Raw genomic sequence first — 24,544 nt, forward strand, 5'->3', positions numbered from 1 at the left:
GGGATGTAAGGCGCTAACATCACGCCGGGGTGAACTCTGCCTCATCCGCCGCAACCGCGGCCCGATAATCGGCAAGCAGGGTCGGATCGGCGGAATGCACCCGGTTCCATGTCGGGATAAAGGGCGTTTCTTGCGGGTTCTCGATGAACATCTGCCCGGCAAGGGTGATGTTTTCGCCGAACATCTCGATGCTGCGTTCCTCGGCATGGCGGTCGATCTGCAGCCCGTTCATCCGCGCATCGGCCCAATAGGCCTCGAGCAGATCCAGCGCCGAGCGGTAATAGGTCGCCTTCAGCGTGCGGAACACATGCGGCGTGAACACCGTGCCATCGGCGGCAAGCTTGCGGTAAATCGCCTTGCAGATGTCGGTCGACATGCGCGACAGGCCCTTGCTGGCATCCTCGGGCGACAGATCCTGATGCTTGTGATCGTAATTGTCCGCCACCTCGACCTGGCAGACCTGCCGCGGCCCGAGATTGCGCCACGCTTCGGACAGCACGCCGATTTCCAGCCCCCAGTCCGAGGGGATGCGCAGATCCGGCAACAGCCCGGTGCGTAGCGCCATTTCGCCCGACAGCGGATAGCGGAAGGCGCGCAGATAATCGATGTAATCGCGATCGCCGATGGTGCGCTTGAGCGCGATCAGCAGCGGCGAGACCAGCAGCCGAGTCACCCGCCCGTTGAGCTTGCCATTGCCGACGCGGGCGTAATAGCCCTTGGACAGCTGGTAGGGAAAGGTCGGGTTGGCCACGGGATAGACCAGCCGGTCGAGCATCTCGCGCTTATAGGTGACGATGTCGCAATCGTGGATCGCCATCACCGCGCTGTCGGCGCAGGAAATCAGGTAGCCCATGCAGCCCCAGACGTTCTTGCCCTTGCCCGGCTCGACCGACCCAAGGCCCAGCTCCTTGAGCCGCCTCTGGATGTCCAGCATCCTCGGGCTGTCGTTCCAGATCACCGTGGTCTGTTGCGGCAACACGCTGAAAAAGCTGCGGGCGTGGCGATACTGCGCTTCGTCCGCGCGGTCGAGCCCGATGATGATGCGGTGCAGGTAGCTGACCTTGGCCAGCTCCGACAGGATGTTGGGCAGCGCGTCGCCTTCCAGCTCGGAAAACAGCGACGGCAGAATCAACGAGATCTTGCGGCTTTGCGAAAACGTCTCAAGCTCGTAGATCATCTCTTCTAGGGGGCGCGTGCGCAGGTTGTGAAACTGCGCGATGTTGCCGTTTTGCTGGAAATCCGCCATTCAGGTCTATCCTTCGGTGACGCCAAGCCTGCCGAGCAGAGCAAGGAGTTCGGTGTTCCAGCCGCTGGGGCCGGGGCTGGTGCTGCGCAGGATACGCCCGGTGGCTTCGCCCGCAAGGGGCGCAATGCCGCTGCCATGGTCATTGCGGATGACAATGCCATAGCGGGCGGTTTCGATCATTTCGATATCGTTGGGGGCATCGCCAAGGGCGATGGCGGTGTCACGGCCAAGATCGCGCATGATTGCGGCCATCTGCCCGGCCTTGGTGCCGCCAAAGGACAGGGTCAGGAACCGCCCGCCGCGCCGCGCGGTGATGCCCTGCGCGCCAAGCGCCGCCAGAAACGCGTCCAGCCCCGCCGCGCTGCCCGACCACAGGCCCGGTTCGCTGTACTGGCGCGCGCGGGCCAGCGCCGCGCCCGGCAGAGGCAGTCCGGTGATGCGCGCCACCTCGGCATCGTCCATATCGCCAAAGCCGCGATAGGGCGCACGCAGATCAGCTGGCAGCGCGTCTAGCGTCGAGCGCAACCTGTGGTAGATCGATCTGTCGCTCACGGCCGCGCCGGGAATCAGCCGCGCCGCACCGTTTTCAGCGATGATCGGCCAGTCGCCAAGGCCAAGGGCGGCGTGCAGCGGGGCGATCTCGGCGGCGGTCTTTGAACTGGCAAGGATCAGCGGAATGCCCGCCCGCCGCAACGCATCAAGCGCAGGCTGCGCCGCAGCGTAGCTGTAGCTGTCGTGATCCAGAAGCGTTCCGTCCAGATCGGTAAAGACGATCGGTGTCACCTGCGCGCCCCTTTGCTGCCCTGCAGCAAGGTTAAGCAGAATGTTCGCACAGAGCAAATGGCTGTCGCATGATGGCGCTGCAATCAGCCGCAGCGTTGCTGGCTGATCTTGACGCGCCTCAAGTCGCCACGAACAGCGCAACGGGGCAGGCGAGACGCAATCCCGGCAGTTCTGACCGTCGCGCGCCTGCAAGCGGGGCCGGAGCTTGACATGGACCCAGCGCTAAGCCGGATCCATGCCGATCAGGATAGGCTCAGGCGACAGCGCCCAGCGGGGCCGTTGCCGTGACGCCAAGCGCCTCGCAGACATCGCGGGTCAGCTCGGGGCGATTCAGCGTGTAGAAATGCAGCTGCTCGACGCCGCCGTCGATCAGCTCCGAGCACAGTTCGGTGCACATCGCCGTCGCCAGCAGATCCTGACGGCCATCCTTTTCGGCGGTCTCGAACGCCTCGATCACCCAGCCGGGGATCTTGGTGCCGCAGCCTTCGGCAAAGCGGCGCGCGCCCTTCCAGTTCTCGATCGGGAAGATGCCGGGGATGATCGGCTTGTCGATGCCAGCCTTCACACACGCGTCGCGGAAACGGAAAAACGTCTCGGCCTCGAAGAAGAACTGCGTCAGCGCTTCGGAGGCACCGGCATCGAGCTTGCGCTTGAGCCAGTCGATATCCGCCTGCGCCGAGGCTGCCTCGGGGTGGATGTCGGGATAGGCGCCGACGCGAATGTTGAAATCGCCCGACTCGCGCAGCGCGGTGATCAGCTCGACCGAGCTGGCAAAACCATCGGGATGGGCGGTAAAGCCCGCATCGCCCTTGGGCGGATCGCCGCGCAGCGCCACAATGTCGGTTACGCCAGCGGCGCGGAACTGCTCGGCGATGGCCAGCGTCTCGTCGCGGGTGGCATCGACGCAAGTCAGATGCGCAGCAACCTTCAGCCCCGAATGCTTGTGCAGAGTCGCCACCACTTCGCGGGTCAGCTCACGCGTGGTGCCACCGGCGCCATAGGTCACCGACACAAAGCGCGGGCGCAGCGGCGACAGGGTCTGTACCGTGTCCCACAGCCGGAACGTCCCCTCGATGTTGCGGGGCGGGAAAAATTCAAACGAGATCTCGGGGCGGGTCATCAGGCGAAGTCCTTGCGTGTTGCGGCGCCCTTGTGACATATCGACCCTAGTGAGACAAACTCATATATCTCATCAAGAACATGAGGAGGATTTGAGGATGCACATCGAATTTCGGCACCTTCGCACCGTCAAGGCGATCCACGAGGCCGGCGGTCTGGCCCGCGCCGCCGATCAGCTGAACATCACGCAATCGGCGCTGTCGCATCAGATCAAGGGGCTCGAAGAGCAGGCCGGGGTCGAGCTTTTCGTGCGGCGCGCCAAGCCGATGAAACTGTCCGCCGCCGGGCTGCGCCTGCTGCGGCTGGCCGATCAGGTGCTGCCGCAGGTCGAAGCCTTGCAAGAGGAATTCGCCGGGCTGCGCGCCGGAAAATCCGGGCGGCTGCACATTGCCATCGAATGCCACGCCTGTTTCGAATGGCTGTTTCCGGTGCTCGAAGCGTTTCGCCGCAGCTGGCCGGATGTGGATGTCGATATCCGTCCCGGGCTGGCCTTTGACGCCCTGCCGGCGCTGGTCAGGGAAGAGGTCGATGTGGTGATCTCGTCCGATCCCGAGACCCTGCCGGGCGTCACTTTCACACCGCTGTTCGATTACAGCCCGGTCTTCGTGGCGGCGGCGGCGCATCCGCTGGCGGCCAAGCCATGGATCGAGGCGCAGGATTTTCGCGGCGAGACGCTGATCACCTACCCGGTGGATCGCGCGCGGCTGGATGTGTTCTCGCAACTTCTGGGGCCGGCCAAAGTTGAACCGGCGGCGATCCGGCAGGTCGAGCTGACGGCGGTCATCCTGCTTCTGGTGGCGTCGAACCGGGGGGTTTCGGTGCTGCCCGACTGGGTGGTGCGCGAGGTGAAGTACAGCTCGGATTACGTCACGCGCCCGCTGACGAAGACCGGGCTGAAGCGCAGCCTGTATGCGGCAACGCGCAGCAGCGATCTTGCAAAGCCGTTCATGACCGATCTTGTCCGCCTTGCCGGGCAGGAGGCGCGGCGCCTTCAGGCCTGACGGCGCGCCTGTTTTGCGATGGCCCAGTGAGATGCCCCAGTACGATGCCCTAGTGCGATGGCATGGAATGGCCCGGTCCGCGTCGCCGCGAGGGCCGGGCCTTGATTACATCACCTGCGAACAGGGCCAGTTCACTGCGTCTTGAGATCGGAGGCCATCATCCGGCCATCCCGCCCTTCCTTGAGTTCATAGCTCACCTTCTGGTTGTCGGCGAGCCCCGTCAGGCCCGACCGCTCAACCGCCGAGATATGCACAAATACGTCTTTTCCGCCCTCTTCCGGAGCGATGAAACCATAGCCTTTGGTGGTGTTGAACCATTTCACGGTGCCGCTTGGCATGTTCCCGTGCTCCTTACAATCGTCGTCGATACAATAGCCCGGTGTCCCGGACGCCTCGCTACATTCGCCTTCAGCAGGAAGTCAGCGGTTGGGCTGGTCTTCCGGAACTGATCGACGAAGTCACATTCCAAAGCGTTACACAGGCGATGTAAAAATCAAGAGAAACACTTCGCTCTTGCAGCAATAGGCGATAAATTGTGCGGCGCTACCAAATGCAAGGCGAAGGAGAGGGCGTCATGAAGCTATATGGCCTGAAAAACTGCGACAGCTGCCGCAAGGCGCTCAAGGCGTTGCCAGAGGCGCAACTTGTTGATGTACGGGGCGAAGGCGTGCCGGCCGAGGTGCTGGAGCAGGCGCTCGAGCAGTTCGGCGATCGCCTGATCAACACCCGCTCGACCACATGGCGCGGGCTTGACGAAGGACAGCGGGCGCAGCCTGCAAAAGAGCTTCTGGCGGCGCATCCGGCGCTGATGAAGCGGCCGTTGATCGTCGATGGTGCGGCGATGTGGCTGGGCTGGGACAAGGATGTGCAGGCGGCGCTTGCCTGAAAAAAATGGCCGGACCTTTTGGCCCGGCCATTCTGTATATTTGCGGGATCAGCGTAGATCGGGCGGCGTTGCGTCATGCTTGAGCTGCGCCACGATCTCGTCAAGCACGGCGACCTGCGTCTGCTTTTCGCCAAGGCGGCGAACGGTGACGGTGCGCTCTTCGACTTCACGCGCGCCCACCGCAAGGATCACCGGAACCTTGCCGACGGAATGCTCGCGCACCTTGTAGTTGATCTTTTCGTTGCGCGTGTCCGCTTCGGCCCGGACCCCGGCGGCCCGCAGCGTCGCGACGACCTCGTCGACATAGGGATCGGCTTCCGAGGTGATCGAGGCCACCACGACCTGACGCGGCGCCAGCCAGAACGGCAGCTTTCCGGCGTGTTCCTCGATCAGGATGCCGATGAAGCGCTCGAAACTGCCCAGAACGGCGCGGTGCAACATGACGGGGCGGTGCTTTTCGCCATCCTGACCGATATAGCTGGCATCCAGCCGGTCGGGCAGGTTGGGGTCGACCTGAAGCGTGCCGCATTGCCATTCGCGCCCGATCGCATCGGTCAGGGTGAATTCCAGTTTCGGCCCGTAAAAGGCGCCTTCACCTTCCTGCAGATCGAAGTCGTAGCCGGCATTGGCACAGGCATCGCCAAGCGCCTTTTCCACCCGGTCCCAGCTTTCATCGGAGCCGATGCGCTTTTCGGGGCGGGTCGAAAGCTTGATCGTCCAGTTCTTGAAGCCGAGGTCGGCATAGATTCCGGCCAGAAATTCGATGAATTTCTTGGTTTCGACTTCGATCTGGCTGTCGGTGCAGAAGATGTGCGCATCGTCCTGGGTAAAGCCGCGCACCCGCATGATGCCATGCAGCGCGCCCGACGGCTCATAGCGGTTGCACGATCCGAATTCGGCCATGCGCAAGGGCAGGTCGCGATAGGATTTCAGCCCGGAATTGAAGATCTGCACATGGCACGGGCAGTTCATCGGCTTGAGCGCGTTGATCGACTTTTCACGAGCATGTTCTTCGTCGACTTCGACGATGAACATATTGTCCTGATAATTGTCCCAATGCCCCGAGGCTTCCCACAGCTTGCGGTCGACGACCTGAGGCGTGTTGACCTCGACATAGCCATCGCGGCGCTGTTGGCGGCGCATGTAATCCTGCAGCGTGGTGTAGATCGTCCAGCCATTCGGGTGCCAGAAGATCTGGCCCGGCGCTTCGGGTTGCAGGTGGAACAGGTCCATCTCGCGGCCCAGCTTGCGGTGGTCGCGCTTGGCGGCTTCCTCGAGGAAATTGAGATAGCCCTGAAGATCCTGCCGATTGCGGAACGCCACGCCAGAGATGCGTTGCAGCATCGGGCGGTTGACGTCGCCAAACCAGTAGGCGCCCGAAACGCCCATCAGCTTGAAGGCATCGCTGGGCAGCTGCCCGGTGTGCTGAAGATGCGGGCCGCGGCACAGATCCTGCCACTCGCCATGCCAGTACATGCGGATCGGCGCGTCTTCGGGGATGCGCTCGAGCAGTTCGATCTTGTAGGGCTCGCCGCTGTCCTCGTAATGCTTGCGGGTGCGCGCACGGTCCCAGATCTCGGTCCGGACAGGTTCGCGGGCGTTGATGATCTCTTTCATCTTGGCTTCGATCTGGCCGAGGTCTTCGGGGGTGAAGGGCTCGGCGCGGTCGAAATCATAGAACCAGCCGTTTTCGGTGACCGGGCCGATGGTGACCTTGGTGTCGGGCCAGATCGCCTGTACGGCGCGGGCCATGACATGCGCCAGATCGTGGCGGATCAGTTCGAGCGCCGGAGCGTCGTCCTGCATGGTGTTGATGGCGATGGACGCATCGGATTCGATCGGCCATTGCAGATCCCAGTGCGCGCCGTTGACGGTCGCCGAGATCGCCTTTTTCGACAGGGATTTGGAGATGGACTCGGCGACTTCGGCAGGGGTGATTCCCGCCTCGTAGTCGCGTGCATTGCCATCGGGGAAGGTGAGGGAAATCTGGGCCATTTTCTGGCTCTCCTCGTCGGTCTGGCGCCCACGGAACGCCCGGTTGCGGGTTATGTCGTCCGTGCCTTTTGGCGGCGCGACGCAAGAGTGTCAAGCAGGTGCAAATCAGCACTGCATGACTTTCACTTGGAAAAGCAGCACACATATATCTAGCACGAGATAACATGAGGTAGACCGAGATGATCAAACAGTCCGCGACGAAAGCCGGCCTGCTGGCGCTTGCGCTGGCGACCCTGTCCCCGCAGCTGGCCAGCGCCCAAAGCCTCAATACGCGGGAATGGACATTTGTCATCGGACGGTCCGTGCCGCTCACCCGGGGCGAGCGCAGCAGCATCCGTTACCTGATTCCGGGGGTCGACATGTCGAGAGTCTCCGCAAGCAATAGCGGCAAGTTGCGCGGCGTTCTTCACAGTGATCGCAGCGACAGCTACAAGCGGAACCAGATCAAATGGCTGCTCAAGCGCTAGGGGACACTCAGCGCTCCAGCGCCGCCCAGCGGTCCTGAAGCGACTCGAGCGCCGCAATCCGTTCGCCCGTCTTGGGGTGAGACATCAGCCAAGCCGGAACGCCGCGCCCCGCGGTATTCATCGCATCGAGCTTGCGAAACAGCGATTTCTGCGCCTCGATTCCGATTCCCGACTTGTGTAGCAGGGCGGCGGCATAGGCATCGGCCTCGTATTCATCGCCCCGCGACAGGCGGGCGGCCAGAAGCGAGGTCAGGGCATTGGCGATCAGCGGGCCAATGCCCGGAACAAACCGCCCGAGGACCATCACTAGCGCCGTGCGGATGGCGTTCTGGCCGGAAAAATCGATCATGCGCCGCCGCGAATGCCCTAGCGCCACATGGCCAAGTTCATGCGCGATGACCGAGGCCAGTTCCTCGGCCGTGACCTCGCCGGCGCGGTAGCGTTCATAAAAGCCGCGCGTGATGAAGATCCGGCCATCGGGCGCGGCAAGGCCATTCACCGGGTCGATCTCGTAGATATTGACCCGAATGCGCGGCAGATCGAGCGATTGCGCCATGCGTTTGGTCAACGCAGCTAGCGTCGGGTCCGCCAGTTCCGTCGATTTCTCATCCAGTTCGCGCGCCGTACGCCAGCTTGAAAAGCGGTACATGGCGATGGCGTAAAGGATCGCAAGCAAGATGGGGGTAAAGCGCAGCATAGGCTAGATATGGGTCCGCCAGCCTGCGCTGCCAAGGCGTTGTTGCGGGTTTCGGGTGTCACCGCCTCCGATTGTCATCCAGCCCTGTGGCAACGACCGGGGGCATCGACCGAGTTGTGTCAGTAATGTCGCCTGGGATTATTTTTTTTGGACTGCACAGTACCTGCATATTCACTGCAAATCGGCTCCTCAAACCACCTGTAGCAGGGACGGGCAATGGCGGCATACGCCTGAACAGGAGAGAGAGAATGTTTTTCAAGTTCACAGCTCGTGAGGACACTGCCCGCATCGGGTCGCATATGCTGACCCGGCGTAAAAGCTTAAGAACCAAGCTGTTGCAGGTGACGTTTGTGGTTGTTGTGTCGATGTTGGGAGTGGCCGCGGTGACGACCTCTGCTGCACTTGCTCAGGGCGCAAACCCGATGGACGAGGTGGCCCAGACGCTGAACCTGAAGCCGTCGCAGTTGCGTGATTGCCTCGGGGAGCCTCCCGCGCCTGGGCAGAAACCGTCCGATGCGGAACACACCGCGCTTGTCAGCTGCCTCAAGGCCGAGAACGCGTCGCTGACCGCCGATCAGATCGATGCCGCTATGGGGCAGATGCGCAAGGCCCCGCCGCCGAAATCGTAAATCGATTCTCTTAACAGTGTCAGTCGCCGATGCGGCGGACCGACTCCACTTCGAAAGGAAATGAAATATGCTTCGTAAGCACCTCGTAATCGCCGGTACCATTGCAGCACTGCTCTTGCCGGTGTCCTCCCAAGCGCAACAGGCGCCCGTTCGTGAACCTGTGCCGCAAGCGGCCCCCGTCGCCGCTGCCCCTGCCGCTCCGGCGCCCGCCGGCTTTGGTCCGGCGCTGTGGATTCCCGTTGCGGCTGCAGTGGTGATTGTCGCTGCCCTGGCACATCCTCGTTGATGTAACCCACCCCATCCCTGCAAGGCGCGCGCCGTTTTCTGGAGACGGTTTCAAACGGCCGCAGCCAGATCATCCCGAAGCTGGCTCGCGAGCCCAGCGAGGACGGTAATGGACAAAGCCCGGGGCAGTTTTCCTCGGGCTTTGTTCCGTCTGTCGGTCTATCTGGAAAACGCTTTCAGGTCGGGAGCAGGCCCGTCGTCACGACAGGGCCTGTCCCGGCGATAAGATCAGCTTTCGCTGCTGTCCTCATCATCCTGTTCGGCAATCCACGCGACCGACACCACGGTTTCATCCGCCCGCGTGTTGAACACCTTGACGCCGCCAGCGTTGCGGGAGCGGAACGAGATGCCCTCGACTGGAACCCGGATCGACTGTCCGGTGGAGGTCGCCAGCATGATCTGGTCTTCCATCTCGACCGGGAAGGAGGCCACGATCTCGCCGCCGCGCATGGTCTTTTCCCAAGCGGTGACGCCCATGCCGCCGCGCCCACGCACCGGGTAGTCATGCGAGGAGGTCAGTTTGCCAAGCCCCTTGGCAGTGATGGTCAGCAGCAGGTTCTCGGCGGCGGACATCTGGGCATAACGCTCGGTCGGCAGCAGGCTGTCGGCATTGCCATCGTCTTCGTCAGCGCCTTCGTCGTCGGTCACCCCGGCCATCAGGCGGCGCATCTTGAGATAGGAGGCGCGCTCGTCCGAGGTTGCGTCGAAATGGCGGATCACCGACATCGATACCACCTCATCCGATCCCAGCAGCCGCACGCCGCGCACGCCGGTCGAGGCGCGCGAGTTGAACACGCGCACGTCAGGCACCGGGAAGCGGATGGCGCGGCCCGAGCTGGTGACCAGCATGATGTCGTCATCTTCAGAACAGATGCGCGCGTTGATCAGGCGGGTGCTTTCATCCTCGCCTTCGAATTTCATCGCGATCTTGCCGTTGCGCATGACGTTGGTGAAATCCGACAGGCGGTTGCGGCGCACCGAGCCCTTGGAGGTGGCGAAGACGATTTGCAGATCGTCCCATTCCGCCTCGTCGCGGTCGACCGGCATGATGGCGGCAACCGAAACCCCTTGTGGGATCGGCAGGATGTTGACGATGGCCTTGCCCTTGGACGTACGGCCGCCCTGCGGCAGGCGCCAGCACTTGAGCTTGTAGACCATGCCCGCCGTGGTGAAGAACAGCAGCTGCGTGTGGGTGTTGGCCACGAACAGCTGCGTGACAACGTCATCCTCTTTGAGCGAGCCGCCCGACACGCCCTTGCCACCGCGCTTTTGCGCGCGGAAATCGGCCAGCGGGGTGCGCTTGATGTAGCCCTCGGCGGTGACGGTGACGACCATGTCCTCGCGTTCGATCAGGTCTTCGTCTTCAAGGTCGCCAGCCCAGTCGATAATCTCGGTGCGGCGGGGCACTGCGTGCAGGTCGCGCACGGCCTTCATCTCGTCGGTGATGATGCCCATGATGCGCTCGCGGCTGGACAGGATCTCGAGATATTCTCGGATCTTTCCGGCCAGCTCTTCGAGCTCGTCGGTGACTTCCTTGACGCCCAGCTGGGTGAGCCGTTGCAGGCGCAGTTCCAGAATGGCGCGGGCCTGGGTTTCGGACAGGTTGTAGGTGCCGTCGTCGTTGGCGGTATGGGTCGGATCGTCGATCAGCGCGATATAGGGCAGGATTTCCTCGGCCGGCCAGCGGCGGGTCATCAGCTTTTCGCGCGCTTCGGCGGCATCGGCAGAGCCTCGGATGGTACGCACCACCTCGTCAACGTTGCTGACGGCCACGGCGAGGCCACACAGAACATGCGCCCGCTCGCGCGCCTTGCGCAGCAGGTAGGCGGTGCGCCGCGCCACCACGTCTTCGCGGAAATCCACGAAAGCGGTGAGGAAGGCGCGCAACGTCAGCTGTTCGGGCTTGCCGCCGTTGAGCGCCAGCATGTTGCAGCCGAACGAGGTTTGCATCGGGGTGAAGCGATACAGCTGGTTGAGCACCACTTCGGCGGTGGCGTCGCGCTTGAGCTCGATCACCACGCGTACGCCCGAGCGGTCGGATTCATCCTGAACGTGGGCGATGCCTTCGATCCGCTTGTCGCGGACGGATTCCGCGATGCGTTCGATCATCACCGCCTTGTTCACCTGATAGGGGATCTCGTCGATGACGATGGCAAAGCGGTCGCGCCGGATCTCTTCGACGCGGGTCTTGGCGCGAATGATGACGCTGCCGCGCCCCTCGAGGTAGGCCTTGCGCGCGCCCGACCGGCCAAGGATCACGCCGCCCGTCGGGAAATCGGGGGCTGGAATATAGTCGATCAGCTGCTCGGAGGACAGATCGGGGTTTTCGATCAGCGCCAGCGTCGCGTCGATCACCTCGCCAAGGTTGTGCGGCGGGATACGCGTCGCCATGCCGACGGCGATGCCTTCGGAGCCATTGACAAGAATGTTGGGATAGCGCGCGGGCAGCACCACCGGCTCCATCCGCTCATTGGCGTAGTTCGGGACAAAATCGACGGTGTCCTTGTCGATGTCCTCGAGCAGCGCCTCGGCGGATCTTTCGAGCCGGGCTTCCGTATAGCGGTAGGCGGCGGGCGGATCGCCGTCCATCGAGCCAAAGTTGCCCTGACCGTCGATCAGCGTCAGCGACATCGAGAAATCCTGCGCCATTCGCACCAGCGCATCATAGATCGCGCTGTCGCCATGCGGGTGATAGCGGCCCATCACGTCGCCCACGGCCGTCGCGCATTTGCGATAGCCCTTGGCGCGGGTCTGACCATTCTCCCACATGGTGTAGAGAATGCGTCGATGCACCGGCTTCAGTCCGTCGCGCAGATCCGGAATCGCGCGGCTGACGATGACGCTCATGGCGTAGTCGAGATAGCTCGATTTCATCTCGTCGATGATCGAGATTCCGGGCCCCTTGTAGGTGGGGCGTTCGGGTCCGCCCATTTCTTCGTCGTTCTCAGGGGGTTCGGGCGTATCAGTCACGGGGTTCGCCTGCTTGTTCTTGTGCTATATCTTGTTAGCGGGGGTTATACCCCAGACAGGATGTTGCGCGCAATGGCCGCACACGCGGTTTTCTGGCAGCCGCCAACTTCGGGTGATAACAGCCTGTTTTCATTGAAATATAACGACTCGCGCGGCACTCTTCTAGGATGGAACCCGCAAGAGGTAAAGCGATGCAGGAAACGCCGACAGAGCTCATGCTGAAAGGCTATGGGCTGACCACCGCCGAGATCTTCTACCGCATGCCGGACTATCGGAACGTTCTCAACACCTTTGTATGGCAGGAATACGATCTGGCGCCGGATCATCCTAAGCTGTTCGGATTCATCGAATTCTGGCAAGACAAGATCGAAGGCCCGCTGCATTCGGTACGTTTTACGCACCGCAAGATGATGTCTTCGGGCGAATGGCGGCAAGTTGTGGGCGAATTTCGCTACCACTAAGAGAAAAGAAAGGGGGCGCTGCCCCCTTCGCGGGCCGGAGCCCGCTTACCCCGGGATATTTAGAGCCAGAAGAAAACCGGGCCCGCGCTTCTTCTGGCTCTAAATATCCCGGGGTGAATTCGCCGTCAGGCGAAGAGGGGCAGCGCCCCTGCTGCGAGGCCAATCACGGGATGATCCGCGAATATTTCGTGCCGTCAAGCGTTGCGCCGAGGCGCAGGCCCGATTGCCCGAAGATCACCGCAATCACCGGCGACATCGAGGTGGTCGTCTCGGCGGCGAGCGTATCGCCCTTTTCCGGGGTTGCGTATTCAATATTGGCGCCAGCGGCCCAGCCCGTGGAGCGACGGAAATCAGAGAGGGCGTTCTGGGTCATGAAGAACAGCACATGCGCGTATTGCTGAGCGCCGATCTGCAGGCCGCCAGACCCCTTGACCATCGAATAGTAATCCACGGTGGAGCCACCCACGCGCAGCGCACCGCGGCCGTAGGCCCCGCCAATGCCAAGCCCGGCTTCGGTCACCAGCGGCATCACCAGCATCCCGGCAGCCTTATTGCCCAGATCGACAGTGCCGGGGAATTGATAGTACATCTGGCTGAGCGTGGAATCGACGCGCGCGTCGATGGTCGCGCCGCCGGTGCTTCCCACACCGTTTGCGCAGGCGGAGAGTGCTCCCATCGCGCCGAGCGAGAGTGTGAGCGTGCGTCGGGTCATGTTCATCGGTCTGCTCTCTTGTACTGATGCCAGGGCCCTCTCCCATCGGGCCGGTGCCTGTTCTGGTCCGGCTGTACCGCCGGTTGTGCGGAAATGATAGCCAAGGTGGCTGCGAGTGTCACCCGCCATATGTCTTGCCCGGCAGGGTTCCGCCCGGTCAAGCTGTTTTGGTGGCAGCGCCAGCCTGCCGGTCGCAGCGATGATCGTTCCGACGCATCGCAGGATGGCGGTCCCTGCTTGGGCGGACAGATGATGGCGGGTTGCGCTGGTGCGTCAAGGCACGGGAGCGGGTGTTTTATCGCTCGCCGGATAGCGGGGCGAGCTGTGGCCACCGCCCGGCAGACGTGATGCGATCGCCAGCGGCTCAGCCGTTCAGCAGCCGTGCGGCAGCGGGGGCGAAGTAGGTCAGCACCCCGTCGCAGCCGGCGCGCCGGAAACACATCAGGCTTTCCAGCATCACCTTGTTGCCATCCAGCCAGCCGCGCTCGAACGCGCCGGTCAGCATCGCGTATTCCCCCGACACCTGATAGGCAAAGGTCGGCGCGCCGAAGCTGTCCTTGGCGCGGCGGCAGATATCAAGGTAAGGCATCCCCGGTTTCACCATCACCATGTCGGCGCCTTCGGACAGGTCGCGTTCGATCAGCCGCATCGCCTCGTCGGAATTGGCGGGCTGCATCTGGTAGGTGGCCTTGTCGCCCTTGAGCGCCCCCGAGGCGCCGAGCGCATCGCGGAACGGGCCATAGAAGCCGCTCGCGTATTTGGCCGAATAGCTCATGATCGCGGTGTTCTTGAAACCCTCACGCTCCAGCTCCGAGCGGATCGCGGCGATGCGCCCGTCCATCATGTCGGACGGGCCGATGATGTCGCAGCCCGCGCGCGCCTGCGATAGCGCCTGTTTCACCAGTGCCTCGACCGTTTCGTCGTTGACGATCTCGCCGTCCACCACAAAGCCGTCATGCCCCGTCGAGGAATAGGGATCGAGCGCCACATCGGTCATCACCGCGATGTCCGGCACCGCGTCCTTGATGGCGCGAATGGCGCGGTTGGTCAGGTTTTCCGGGTTCCACGCCTCGGCGGCGTCTTCGCTGCGCAGGGCAGGGTCGGTATAGGGAAACAGGCAGATCGCCGGGATGCCGAGCGCATGGGCCTCGCGCGCCGCCTCGACCACCTTATCCACCGAAAGCCGGTTCACCCCGGGCATCGAGCCGATGGGTTCCACCACGCCGCTGCCGTCGCGCACAAACACCGGCCAGATGAGATCCGACGGGCTCAGCACCGTTTCAGCGACCAGTGCGCGGATCGCCGGGCTGGTGCGCAGGCGGCGCAGGCGTGTTGCGGGAAAACCGGCAATCGTGGGTTTCATCGTGGGCCTCTCTTGATAACACGGCTCTTGGGTGGCATGGAAAGGCGGCTGTCACAAGGCCCGGCACTTTGCGTGCTTCAACAGGCCGCGCGCAAGAGGGGCCCTGCGACAAGTGGATTGGTACCAAACCGTTCTCGAGACCATCGACCTGCGGTCGTTCTCCAACCTGTGGTACTGGATCGCGCTTGCGGTCACATGGTCGAAGGCCAGCCACTGGGTGCTGGGGGTGCCATTCGACATGGTTGTGCGCGCCAAGCGCAATGGCGGGCAGGCGGCAAGCGATCTTGAAGACATGGTTCGCATCAACGTCAATCGCATTCTGTTCACCGTCAACGAGGCCGGAGTCTGGATTGTCGCTTTCGGCGCGCTGTTTCTGACCATGCTGCTGGTGGCGGGGTTCTGGTATGGGGTCGAACTTACTCAGGCCGTGGCCCTGATCGTGGTGCCGATGACGCTGGTTGCGCTTCTGAGCCTGCGGGTGGCGAAGCAGATCCGCAGTCTGGGTCTGAGCGGCCCGGAGCTGTGGCAACGCCTCGCGACGCATCGCTTCTGGATTCAGGTGATCGGCCTGATTTCGATCTTCATCACGGCGCTTTGGGGCATGTTCCAGAACATGGGGTATCAGACGCTCGGCTAAGGCGCGCATTGTGGTTGACGGGCGCGCGCCATCGCGCCACATGGCTTGAGCATGGCACAGACCCTTTCCCCGACCTCTCGTATCGTCATGGGCGGCGCGCCCGAAGGCTTCGACGCGCAGCTTGTCCTGTCCGAATCCGACAAGGCCGGCGGGCCGGTCATTCACGTGGCGCGCGACGACAAGCGGCTTGCCGCGATGCGCGATGCGCTGGCGTTCTTTGCGCCCGACATGCCGGTGATCACCTTCCCCGGCTGGGATTGCCTGCCTTATGACCGGGTATCGCCCAACCCCGACATTTCCGCCGCGCGCATGTCGACGCTGGCGGCGCTGGTGCATGCGATGCCGACGCGGTTTGTGCTGCTGACCACGCTGTCGGCGGCAATGCAGTATCTGCCCGCGCGCGAGGTGCTGCGCGAGGCGGCCTTTACCGCCCGCGTCGGCGACCGGATCGACGATACCGCGTTGCGCGCCTTTCTGGTGCGCATGGGCTTTTCCATGGCGCCGACAGTGACCGAGCCGGGCGATTACGCCATTCGCGGTGGCATCATCGACATTTTCCCGCCGGGCGAGGGCGGTCCGGTGCGGCTTGACCTGTTCGGTGATGTGCTGGACGGCGCGCGCCGATTCGATGCGGCGACGCAGCGCACCACCGAAAAGCTCGACGTGGTCGAGCTCGCGCCGGTCTCCGAGGTGATCCTCGACGAGGCGTCCATTACCCGGTTCCGACAGAATTACCGTATCGAATTTGGCGCGGGCGGATCGGACGATCCGCTGTATGAATCGGTCAGCGCCGGGCGCAAGCAGCAGGGCATGGAACATTGGCTGCCGTTCTTTCATGAACGGATGGAGACGCTGTTCGATTATCTGCCGGGCGCGCCGCTGCTGATGGATGACCAGATGACCCCGGCGCGGCTGTCGCGCTGGGACAGCATCAAGGATCAATACGACACCCGCCGCCATGCGATGACGCAAAAGGGCCGGCTGGAATCGGTCTATAAACCGGTGCCGCCGGGGCAGCTTTATCTCGACGATGCCGCGTGGGAGGCCGCCGTTTTGGGCCGCCGCCGGGCACAGTTTCACCCGCTGCCGCAGGCCAGCGGGCCGGGCGTGGTGGATGCGGGCGGGCGCATCGGGCGCAATTTCGCCCCCGAGCGGCAGCAGGAAAACATCAGCCTGTTCGGCGCGCTGGCCAGCCACGTCAAGGCAAAGATGAACGATGGCCCTGTGCTGATCGCATCGTGGTCTGAAGGCGCGCGCGAGCGCCTGACCGGCCTGATCGAAGACGAGGGTCTGGCCGAGGCGATCCCTGTGGGCAACGGCACGCGGATCGGCAAACGTGGGCTGCATCTTGCGGTTTGGGCGCTGGAAAGCGGCTTTGAAGCGCCTTGGGGTGATCAACGCATCACGGTGATCTCGGAACAGGACGTTCTGGGCGACCGGCTGATCCGCGCCCCGAAAAAGCGCCGCAAGGCCGAGAATTTCCTGACCGAGGCGCAATCGCTGTCGCCGGGCGATCTGGTGGTGCATGTCGATCACGGCATCGGGCGCTATCAGGGGCTGGAGGTGATCACCGCCGCTGGCGCGGCGCATGAATGCCTGCTGCTGGAATATGCCGAAAGCGCGCGTCTGTATCTGCCGGTCGAGAACATCGAATTGCTGTCGCGTTACGGCCACGAAGACGGCTTGCTCGACCGGCTTGGCGGCGGCGCATGGCAGGCCAAGAAGGCCCGCCTCAAGGAGCGCATCCGCGAGATGGCGGACAAGCTGATCCGCGTCGCCGCCGAACGCGCCTTGCGCAAGGCGCCGATCATCGACCCGCCCGCTGGGGCGTGGGAAAGCTTTTGCGCCCGCTTCCCCTATACCGAGACCGACGATCAGATCAGCGCCATCGAGGATGTGCTGGGCGACATGACCTCTGGTCAGCCGATGGACCGGCTGATCTGCGGCGATGTCGGCTTTGGCAAGACCGAGGTTGCGATGCGCGCGGCCTTTGTTGCGGCGATGTCGGGCCAGCAGGTGGCGGTGATTGCGCCCACGACGCTGCTGGCGCGCCAGCATTACAAGAGCTTTGCCGAACGTTTCCGCGGCTTTCCGATCAATGTCGCGCCGCTGTCGCGGTTCGTGACGGCGGGCGATGCGGCCAAGACCCGTGATGGCATCACCAAGGGCACGGTCGATATCGCCATTGGCACCCATGCGCTGCTGGCCAAGAATATCCGGTTCAAGGACCTTGGCCTGCTGATCATCGACGAGGAACAGCATTTCGGGGTGGGTCACAAGGAGCGGCTGAAAGAACTGCGCAGCGACATTCACGTGCTGACGCTCACCGCAACGCCGATCCCGCGCACTTTGCAGCTGTCGCTGTCGGGGGTGCGCGATCTATCGATCATCGGCACGCCGCCCGTCGACCGGCTGTCGATCCGCACCTATGTGTCTGAATTCGATCCGGTAACCGTGCGCGAGGCGCTGCTGCGCGAGCATTATCGCGGCGGCCAGAGCTTTTACGTGGTGCCGCGCATCTCGGACATTCCTGAAATCGAGGAATTCCTGCGCGAACAGGTGCCTGAGGTGTCCTTCGTGGTTGCCACCGGCCAGCTGGCCGCAAGCGATCTCGATGACCGGATGAACGCCTTTTACGACGGCAAGTTCGATGTGCTGCTGGCCACGACGATCGTGGAATCGGGTCTGGATATTCCGACGGCCAACACCATGGTGGTGCACCGGGCCGACATGTTCGGCCTTGCGCAACTGTACCAGATCCGCGGCCGGGTGGGGCGCTCGAAGACGCGGGCCTATGCTTATCTGACCACCAAGCCGCGCGCCAAGCTGACCGATACCGCCGAGAAACGCCTGCGGGTGCTGGGCTCTCTGGATACGCTGGGGGCCGGGTTCACGCTGGCCTCTCAGGATCTGGACATTCGCGGCGCGGGCAATCTTTTGGGCGAGGAACAGTCCGGCCAGATGAAGGATGTGGGCTACGAGCTGTACCAGTCGATGCTGGAAGAGGCGATTGCCAAGATCCGCTCGGGCGAGACGGTTGGCCTGCTGGACGACGACGGGCAATGGGCGCCGCAGATCGGCCTTGGCGTGCCGGTGCTGATCCCCGAGAGCTTTGTGCCGGATCTGGATGTGCGGCTGGGGCTGTACCGGCGCCTGTCGGGGCTGACCACCAAGGTCGAGCTGGAGGGCTTTGCCGCCGAGCTGATCGACCGCTTCGGCAAGCTGCCCAAGGAGGTCAACACGCTGCTGCTGGTGGTGCGAATCAAGGACATGTGCAAACGCGCCGGAATCGCCAAGCTGGACGCTGGACCAAAGGGCGCGACCATCCAGTTTCACAACGACAAGTTCGCCAAGCCCGAGGGGTTGGTGGCCTTTATCCAGAGTGAAGACGGGCTGGCCAAGATCAAGGACAACAAGATCGTGGTGCGCCGCGACTGGCGCTCTGACGCGGACAAGATCAAGGGCGCCTACGCCATCGCGCGTGATCTGGCCGAAAAGGCCGGGGCGATCCGTCTGCGCGAAAAGCGCTGACCGTCTGCGCGAGAAGAGCTGCGGGCAGCGCCCGGCATCGAGGGGGGTGGGGGGCTCTGCCCCCCTCGGCCTTGCGGTCTCACCCCCCGGGATATTTTCCTGCCAGAAGAAACTGCGGGCGAAAGTGGCGGGGGCGGGACGGGGCGTGCTGGGTCCGGGGTTTTCGCTTGTGCCTCAAGTTGCAAGGGCTTAACCCTCTTTCAAGCTCGTCATGGCGCGAGCAAAGCGCAAAATAAAGAGGGGCTTTGTTCTGGCCGGTTGATGCTGGGGCCATGGCTCCGGACGGGAAACCGGGAGATCTCATGACCGCGAAAACCTTTAGTGCCAAACTGTCCGAACTGCTGCGTTTCATCTATCCGGACGTAAACACCGATATTCTTGGCAGTCAGGTGGTCGAAGCATTCTGGCCGGATGAAAAGCACCGGCGCAAGCAGCCGCGCAAGCCGGGCAACAATCTGTGGACGCAAAATGACGCGGTGCTGATTACCTATGGTGACAGCCTGATCGATGGCACCCACAAGCCGCTTGACCTGCTGCACGACTTTCTGGCGACGCATATGAAGGGTGTCGTGAACGGCGTGCATATCCTGCCGTTCTTTCCGTTCACCTCGGACGATGGTTTTGCGGTGACGGATTATCGCAAGGTGAATCCCCAGCTTGGCGAATGGTCGGATGTGGGCCGGATCGCCCGTGAATTCCATCTGATGTCGGATCTGGTGCTGAACCACGTCTCGTCGCAAGGCGTCTGGTTCAACGCCTATCGGCAAGGGCAAAAGCCCTTCGACGGCTTCTTTTTTGAAGCCTCGCCCGAGGATGACGTCAGCATGGTGACGCGTCCGCGCACCACGCCGCTGCTTCAGGAAGTCGAGACGGCGATGGGCACGCGCCACGTCTGGTGTACCTTCAGCCACGACCAGATCGACCTGGATTTCCGCAACCCCGAAGTGCTGCTTGAGATCCTGCGCATCATCCGCCTGCACATTGACGAGGGCGTGCGCATCATCCGGCTGGATGCGGTGGCCTTTTTGTGGAAGCAGCTTGGCACCAATTGCATTCACCTGCCGCAGACCCATGCGGTGATCCAGCTCATGCGGCTGCTGATGGATTATGCCACCGAGACGGTGATCCTGCTGACCGAGACCAACGTGCCCAAGGCCGAAAACCTCAGCTATTTCGGTCACCGGAACGAGGCGCATGTGGTCTATAACTTCCCCCTGCCGCCGCTGATCCTGCATGCGATGATGTCGGGCAATGCGAAGTTCCTGATCAACTGGCAGCGCACCATGCCGCCGGCGCCGCTGGGCTGCGCCTATCTCAACTTCACCGCGTCGCATGACGGCATCGGTATGCGCCCGGCCGAGGGGCTGATCCCGCCGCCCGAGATCGGCAAGATGATCGAGACCATCCGTGAGATCGGTGGGCGGGTGTCGATGCGCTCGTTGCCCGGCGGCGGCGAGGCGCCTTACGAGCTGAACTGTTCGTATTTCGAGGCGATGGGGCAGACCTTCGAGGGCCGCGACGAGCATCACATTGCGCGGTTCCTGTGTTCGCAGACCATTCCGATGTCGCTTGAAGGTATTCCAGCGTTTTACATCCACTCGATGCTGGCGACGCCGAACGATCTCGAGGCGGTCGAGCGGCGCGGGATGAACCGTGCGATCAACCGGCATCGCTGGGATTATCCGACGCTGATCGGCAAGCTCGAAGATCCCGAGACGATTCATGCGCAGGTGCTTGGCGCGCTGTCCGAACGGCTCCGGCTGCGGGCCAAGCAGCCGGGGTTCCATCCCAATGCGACGCAGTTCACGCTGAACCTTGATCCGCGGATCTTTGGCCTGTGGCGGCAATCTCTGGATCGGGCGCAGTCGATCTTTACCCTGCACAATGTCAGCGCCGAGACCGTCGAGATCCCCGAAGCCGATCTGAACCTGATCGCTGACGAGCGCTGGGTCGACCTGCTCAGCGGCGAAGAGATCGTCGCCGGGCCGGTGTCGCTGGCGCCCTATCAGTGCCGCTGGATCTCGAACCAGCCTGACGCGCAGGTTTAATGGGCCTGAGGCAGAGCACGGCCAGTGCCGGTTTTGCCGCATTTCCTTCAAATGATTCGCATTACCGCCAGCACGACGCCGATGTCGTGCTGGCCAATCTTCGTGTTCCTTACGGATTGACCACGAGGCAGAGACAGAGACCGCCACAATTATTCACGGCAGCGTGAAGGGTGTCCGAGAGGTTGCCAGCACCGTGCTGTTTCACTTTTGGAAACAATGGGCCACAGCGGAGCCGGGGAAGAGGGCCTGTTTTCGCTGGAATCCGGTGATATCTGCCGATTTTCCCCGTGGTATCTGGAAACAATGCGCCGGCAAGATTTCGTTAACCATGTCAAAATCATGCGGCGATCCGGCCTCTGTTCGCAGGGTCGAGCAAGATACAGACATTTTATCCTTTGTCCGACGCATTCCGCACCCTAATAATCTCGTCAAGTCCAACCGGGAGTGAGGACCATAGGCCACGGGGGCGGCCGCTGAACGGAAAGTGCCTGCCAAGGGTGCGGAAGGGATGCGCTGGAGGAAAGCCTCCGTCGCCATGAGCGAACTTCGTCCACGCATGTGACAGGTGGGCAAAGGCGCGCAACCCCGATTGCAGACCTTGCTGGCGAGACAGAAAAACGACGGCGGCAGCCTTGACGCTCGTCACAGTGGATTTGGCGCGGTTTTGCCCGGCGCCGACGTAATGAGGGTCGAAAACGATGGCTGATCTGGTTCTGGACTGGAGCGCGCTTGGTGCCTACGGCACCAATCTGGAAGACACTGCTGCGGATGCGGTGACCACCTCTGTCGACACGGGCGGCGTAACCGTCGACATCACATTCACCGCGCAGGACGACGAGGCACAGGCGTTCACCGCCACCTATGACGGCTACGTGCCGGAAGGGTTGGGCATCGACCCCAATTCCCACCTCAAGCTGTTCGGCCTTGGCGGCGACGGCGGCACCGTGTCGCCGACCTCGACCACCGTGTTGAATTTCAGCGCCACCGACGCGCTGTATTCGGATTCCGTGCAGAACGTTACATTCGTGCTGAATGACGTCGATGGCGGCGCTGGCTCCGACCTTGGCGATCTGGTGGAATATTCCGAAGGTGGCGACACCAGCAGCAGCTTTCAGGATTATGTGACGGTCCTCGCCTATGATGCCGAGGGCAACGCCACGGCAGTCACCATTTCTCCGCTCGGCACCACCACCAGCGTCGATGGCGACACCGCAACCGGCGATGCCATCACCGCCTTTGCTGATCAGGATGGCACGCTCAAGGTCAGCATCGAGGGCCCGGTTTCGCGCATCGAGATTGTCTACGAGAACGGCGGCGACTCCACCCAGGGCGTGCTGATTTCCGATGTGTCCTTCTCGACCATCGACGCCGACGATCTGGCACCCGTGGCCGAGGATGACGTCGCCGAGACCCTCGAGGATACCCCGGTGGTGATCAACGTGCTGGACAATGACAGCGACCCCGAGGGCGGCGCGCTGAGCGTGACCAGCGCAACGGCGACCAACGGCAGCGTCACCATCAACGACGATGGCACCCTGACCTACACGCCCGACGAAAACTACAACGGCCCGGACGAGATCGCCTATACCGTGACCAACCCCGAGGGGACCTCCGACAGCGCGAGCGTTGCGGTCACCGTCACCCCGGTGAACGACGATCCCGTCGCGGTGGATGATACCGTGTCCACCGGTGCGGGCACCCCGGTGAGCTTCGATCCGACCGACAATGACACCGATGTCGACGGCGATCCGCTGACCGGCACCTTGGGCGATCCCGACAATGGCACCGTCACCGACAATGGCGACGGCAGCTTTACCTACACGCCCGACGATGGCTTTACCGGCAATGACACCATTGCCTACACCGTCGATGACGGCAACGGCGGCAGCGATGATGGCGTGATCACCGTGGTGGTGGGCGACGACACCGCGCCCGGCAATACCGCGCCCATCGCCGAGGATGATTTCTACACCACCGACGTCGACACCCCGCAGACCATCAATCCGCTGGTCAACGATATCGACGGTGACGGCGATCCGCTGACGGTCGGCTCCATCGGCACACCGGACAATGGCACGCTGGTCGACAATGGCGATGGCACCTTCACCTATACACCGGACACCGGTTTCGAAGGCGATGACACCATTTCCTACACGGTCAGCGACGGCAATGGCGGCAGCGACGATTCAGTGATCACCATCAGCGTCGGCGGCGATGACACCGGACCCGGTGGAAACAGCGCTCCGACTGCGGTCGACGATCTTTATGCCACGACGCTCTATGCCACGCAGACGGTTGACCCGACCGAGAACGACACCGATCCCGAGGGCGATGCGCTGACCGTCATCGCGGTTGGCGAAGCCGATTTCGGCACGGTGACGCTGAACGAGGACGGCACCGTCAGCTATACCTCGGTTTCCACCCCGGATGGCTTCACCGAGGGCAGCTTCTATGACTCCTTCACCTATTCGATCAGCGACGGCAATGGCGGCGAGAGCGAAGCGAATATCAGCGTCGAGGTGCTGCCCTGCTTCACCCCCGGCACGCTGATCGCCACGCCGCAGGGCGAACGTCTGGTCGAAACTCTGGAAGTTGGCGACCGGGTGATCACCCGCGACAATGGCATTCAGGAGATCCGCTGGATCGGCAACAAGGAACTGACCGGCCACCAACTGGCGCGCAAGCCGCATCTGCGCCCGGTGCTGATCCAGGCCGGATCGCTGGGCAGGAACCTGCCGGAGCATGATCTTCTGGTCTCGCCCAACCACCGCGTTCTGGTCGCCAATGACAAGACGGCGCTGTATTTCGAGGAGCGCGAAGTGCTGGCCGCCGCCAAACATCTCACCGGCCTTGAAGGCGTGGACGAGGTCGAGACCATGGGTGTCACCTACATCCACATGATGTTCGACAACCACGAGGTCGTGCTGTCCAACGGTGCCTGGACCGAAAGCTTCCAGCCCGGCGACATGACTCTTGGTGCGATGGACGACGAGCAGCGCCAAGAGATTTTCGAGCTGTTCCCCGAACTGGAGAATGCCGACGGCCTGCGCGCCTACGGCGCCGCCCGCCGCTCGCTGAAAAAGCACGAGGCGCAGTTGCTGACCAAATAAAGCCGCGCGTCGCGGCAACCAGAGATCATCCCGCTGCGCTTCGACCCCGCATCGGGATGACAACATGAAACGGGGTGGCAAGGGTCGCCCCGTTTTTCGTTGTGATACAAGTCTGTATCTCTGGATTTCGGTGCAAGCGCGTTCATATCCTGTGGGAAGGAAAACCGCCAAAGCCTCGTCATTCAGTTGATTGACTGCTCGGAATATTTAGTTCTGTGTGGTCGATTTACAATTGAGTCCGCGTCTGTTTTGATCTGTTAAAGTGTCCCCTATATAATATTTTTTTGTACAGAGGTATATAATTCCACAAAAGGTCTGTAACTGAAGACCTCGCAGGTAGGGGCGTGAAGCCGTGTTTTCTTCGGTTTAAAATATTTGGATCGGCTCCTCTCTTTGAATGGAAGCCTCGGCAGAAATATTGAACATAGAAAGCCTTTGATGATCATTGAAAATGCTAGATTTCTATCCATTGCATCTCGGCGGATGGACACAAGATATGCTTTTGGCGGAAAGATTACCTCCGACAAGGGCTCTGTTGCACAAAGCCTGTGAGGGATTCACCTTGCGAACCCAGTGCGATAACTGGAGGGGATGAGCAGACCGA

The 24,544-nt window shown here is 62.4% G+C and carries 18 protein-coding genes; 9 read left to right on the top strand and 9 right to left on the bottom strand.

Annotated features, from left to right (window positions below):
* Positions 1-19: 19 nt before the first annotated feature.
* The 3 genes from Q4543_RS10445 to metF form a co-directional block, all read right to left on the bottom strand.
* Positions 20-1,246 carry a glycosyl transferase gene (locus tag Q4543_RS10445; RefSeq protein ID WP_216004761.1) on the bottom strand — a complete coding sequence of 409 codons (1,227 nt, stop codon included), beginning with the start codon at positions 1,244-1,246 and terminating at the stop codon, positions 20-22.
* Positions 1,247-1,252: 6 nt separating this feature from the next.
* Positions 1,253-2,029 (bottom strand): mannosyl-3-phosphoglycerate phosphatase, encoded by a 777-nt coding sequence (locus Q4543_RS10450; RefSeq protein ID WP_303438009.1) that lies wholly within the window; start codon positions 2,027-2,029, stop codon positions 1,253-1,255.
* A gap of 253 nt (positions 2,030-2,282) precedes the next feature.
* Positions 2,283-3,149, bottom strand: coding sequence for a methylenetetrahydrofolate reductase [NAD(P)H] (gene metF / locus Q4543_RS10455; RefSeq protein WP_303438012.1), 867 nt, complete (start codon positions 3,147-3,149; stop codon positions 2,283-2,285).
* A gap of 97 nt (positions 3,150-3,246) precedes the next feature.
* Here metF and Q4543_RS10460 point away from each other — a divergent pair, with 97 nt between their 5' ends.
* Positions 3,247-4,149, top strand: a complete 903-nt coding sequence (locus Q4543_RS10460; protein ID WP_303438014.1) for a LysR family transcriptional regulator — start codon at positions 3,247-3,249, stop codon at positions 4,147-4,149.
* Positions 4,150-4,280: 131 nt separating this feature from the next.
* On the opposite strand, the gene Q4543_RS10465 is transcribed toward Q4543_RS10460, so the two are convergent.
* Positions 4,281-4,487: a cold-shock protein gene (locus Q4543_RS10465; protein WP_216004765.1), complete on the bottom strand. Its 207-nt coding sequence runs from the start codon at positions 4,485-4,487 to the stop codon at positions 4,281-4,283.
* A gap of 236 nt (positions 4,488-4,723) precedes the next feature.
* Between Q4543_RS10465 and Q4543_RS10470 the strand changes: the two genes are divergently transcribed.
* Entirely contained in the window at positions 4,724-5,035 is a 312-nt protein-coding gene (locus Q4543_RS10470) for an arsenate reductase family protein (RefSeq protein ID WP_303438017.1), read from the top strand.
* A 48-nt stretch (positions 5,036-5,083) separates the two neighbouring features.
* On the opposite strand, the gene thrS is transcribed toward Q4543_RS10470, so the two are convergent.
* The gene (gene thrS / locus Q4543_RS10475; protein ID WP_303438019.1) at positions 5,084-7,030 is read right to left on the bottom strand and encodes a threonine--tRNA ligase; all 1,947 of its coding nucleotides are present in this window, start codon (positions 7,028-7,030) and stop codon (positions 5,084-5,086) included.
* Positions 7,031-7,209: 179 nt separating this feature from the next.
* Here thrS and Q4543_RS10480 point away from each other — a divergent pair, with 179 nt between their 5' ends.
* Positions 7,210-7,497 (top strand): hypothetical protein, encoded by a 288-nt coding sequence (locus Q4543_RS10480; protein WP_303438020.1) that lies wholly within the window; start codon positions 7,210-7,212, stop codon positions 7,495-7,497.
* Positions 7,498-7,504: 7 nt separating this feature from the next.
* Here Q4543_RS10480 and Q4543_RS10485 read toward each other — a convergent pair whose 3' ends face one another.
* Positions 7,505-8,194, bottom strand: coding sequence for a M48 family metalloprotease (locus Q4543_RS10485; protein ID WP_303438024.1), 690 nt, complete (start codon positions 8,192-8,194; stop codon positions 7,505-7,507).
* Between the two features lie 248 nt (positions 8,195-8,442).
* On the opposite strand from Q4543_RS10485, the gene Q4543_RS10490 reads away from it, so the two are divergent.
* A complete protein-coding gene (locus Q4543_RS10490; protein WP_303438027.1) occupies positions 8,443-8,823 on the top strand; it encodes a hypothetical protein in 381 nt (126 codons plus the stop codon).
* Between the two features lie 513 nt (positions 8,824-9,336).
* On the opposite strand, the gene gyrA is transcribed toward Q4543_RS10490, so the two are convergent.
* Positions 9,337-12,078, bottom strand: coding sequence for a DNA gyrase subunit A (gyrA, locus tag Q4543_RS10495; protein ID WP_303438030.1), 2,742 nt, complete (start codon positions 12,076-12,078; stop codon positions 9,337-9,339).
* Positions 12,079-12,269: 191 nt separating this feature from the next.
* Here gyrA and Q4543_RS10500 point away from each other — a divergent pair, with 191 nt between their 5' ends.
* Entirely contained in the window at positions 12,270-12,539 is a 270-nt protein-coding gene (locus Q4543_RS10500) for an usg protein (RefSeq protein ID WP_216004772.1), read from the top strand.
* A gap of 163 nt (positions 12,540-12,702) precedes the next feature.
* Here Q4543_RS10500 and Q4543_RS10505 read toward each other — a convergent pair whose 3' ends face one another.
* Entirely contained in the window at positions 12,703-13,257 is a 555-nt protein-coding gene (locus Q4543_RS10505) for a YSC84-related protein (protein WP_216004773.1), read from the bottom strand.
* A 358-nt stretch (positions 13,258-13,615) separates the two neighbouring features.
* Complete coding sequence (gene hemB / locus Q4543_RS10510) at positions 13,616-14,614, bottom strand: porphobilinogen synthase (protein WP_216004774.1); 999 nt, start codon at positions 14,612-14,614, stop codon at positions 13,616-13,618.
* A 112-nt stretch (positions 14,615-14,726) separates the two neighbouring features.
* On the opposite strand from hemB, the gene Q4543_RS10515 reads away from it, so the two are divergent.
* The 4 genes from Q4543_RS10515 to Q4543_RS10530 all read left to right on the top strand — a co-directional run bounded on the left by Q4543_RS10515 (position 14,727) and on the right by Q4543_RS10530 (position 23,940).
* The gene (locus Q4543_RS10515; RefSeq protein ID WP_216004775.1) at positions 14,727-15,251 is read left to right on the top strand and encodes a component of SufBCD complex; all 525 of its coding nucleotides are present in this window, start codon (positions 14,727-14,729) and stop codon (positions 15,249-15,251) included.
* A 51-nt stretch (positions 15,252-15,302) separates the two neighbouring features.
* The gene (mfd, locus tag Q4543_RS10520) at positions 15,303-18,782 is read left to right on the top strand and encodes a transcription-repair coupling factor (protein ID WP_303438038.1); all 3,480 of its coding nucleotides are present in this window, start codon (positions 15,303-15,305) and stop codon (positions 18,780-18,782) included.
* A 302-nt stretch (positions 18,783-19,084) separates the two neighbouring features.
* Positions 19,085-20,830, top strand: coding sequence for an alpha-amylase family glycosyl hydrolase (locus Q4543_RS10525; protein WP_303438041.1), 1,746 nt, complete (start codon positions 19,085-19,087; stop codon positions 20,828-20,830).
* A 698-nt stretch (positions 20,831-21,528) separates the two neighbouring features.
* Positions 21,529-23,940 (top strand): Ig-like domain-containing protein, encoded by a 2,412-nt coding sequence (locus Q4543_RS10530; protein WP_303438045.1) that lies wholly within the window; start codon positions 21,529-21,531, stop codon positions 23,938-23,940.
* Positions 23,941-24,544 lie beyond the last annotated feature (604 nt).

It is taken from the genome of Salipiger sp. 1_MG-2023 (assembly GCF_030547555.1).
Lineage (GTDB): Bacteria > Pseudomonadota > Alphaproteobacteria > Rhodobacterales > Rhodobacteraceae > Salipiger.

Excerpts from the sequence above, each read along its gene's own strand:
- Q4543_RS10445 (WP_216004761.1), bottom strand. The coding sequence starts at position 1,246 with ATGGCGGATTTCCAGCAAAACGGCAACATCGCGCAGTTTCACAACCTG.
- Q4543_RS10460 (WP_303438014.1), top strand. The coding sequence starts at position 3,247 with ATGCACATCGAATTTCGGCACCTTCGCACCGTCAAGGCGATCCACGAG.
- mfd (WP_303438038.1), top strand. The coding sequence starts at position 15,303 with ATGGCACAGACCCTTTCCCCGACCTCTCGTATCGTCATGGGCGGCGCG.
- hemB (WP_216004774.1), bottom strand. The coding sequence starts at position 14,614 with ATGAAACCCACGATTGCCGGTTTTCCCGCAACACGCCTGCGCCGCCTG.
- thrS (WP_303438019.1), bottom strand. The coding sequence starts at position 7,030 with ATGGCCCAGATTTCCCTCACCTTCCCCGATGGCAATGCACGCGACTAC.
- Q4543_RS10525 (WP_303438041.1), top strand. The coding sequence starts at position 19,085 with ATGACCGCGAAAACCTTTAGTGCCAAACTGTCCGAACTGCTGCGTTTC.
- metF (WP_303438012.1), bottom strand. The coding sequence starts at position 3,149 with ATGACCCGCCCCGAGATCTCGTTTGAATTTTTCCCGCCCCGCAACATC.
- Q4543_RS10490 (WP_303438027.1), top strand. The coding sequence starts at position 8,443 with ATGTTTTTCAAGTTCACAGCTCGTGAGGACACTGCCCGCATCGGGTCG.
- Q4543_RS10465 (WP_216004765.1), bottom strand. The coding sequence starts at position 4,487 with ATGCCAAGCGGCACCGTGAAATGGTTCAACACCACCAAAGGCTATGGT.
- Q4543_RS10530 (WP_303438045.1), top strand. The coding sequence starts at position 21,529 with ATGGCTGATCTGGTTCTGGACTGGAGCGCGCTTGGTGCCTACGGCACC.
- Q4543_RS10500 (WP_216004772.1), top strand. The coding sequence starts at position 12,270 with ATGCAGGAAACGCCGACAGAGCTCATGCTGAAAGGCTATGGGCTGACC.
- Q4543_RS10470 (WP_303438017.1), top strand. The coding sequence starts at position 4,724 with ATGAAGCTATATGGCCTGAAAAACTGCGACAGCTGCCGCAAGGCGCTC.
- Q4543_RS10480 (WP_303438020.1), top strand. The coding sequence starts at position 7,210 with ATGATCAAACAGTCCGCGACGAAAGCCGGCCTGCTGGCGCTTGCGCTG.
- Q4543_RS10505 (WP_216004773.1), bottom strand. The coding sequence starts at position 13,257 with ATGAACATGACCCGACGCACGCTCACACTCTCGCTCGGCGCGATGGGA.
- Q4543_RS10485 (WP_303438024.1), bottom strand. The coding sequence starts at position 8,194 with ATGCTGCGCTTTACCCCCATCTTGCTTGCGATCCTTTACGCCATCGCC.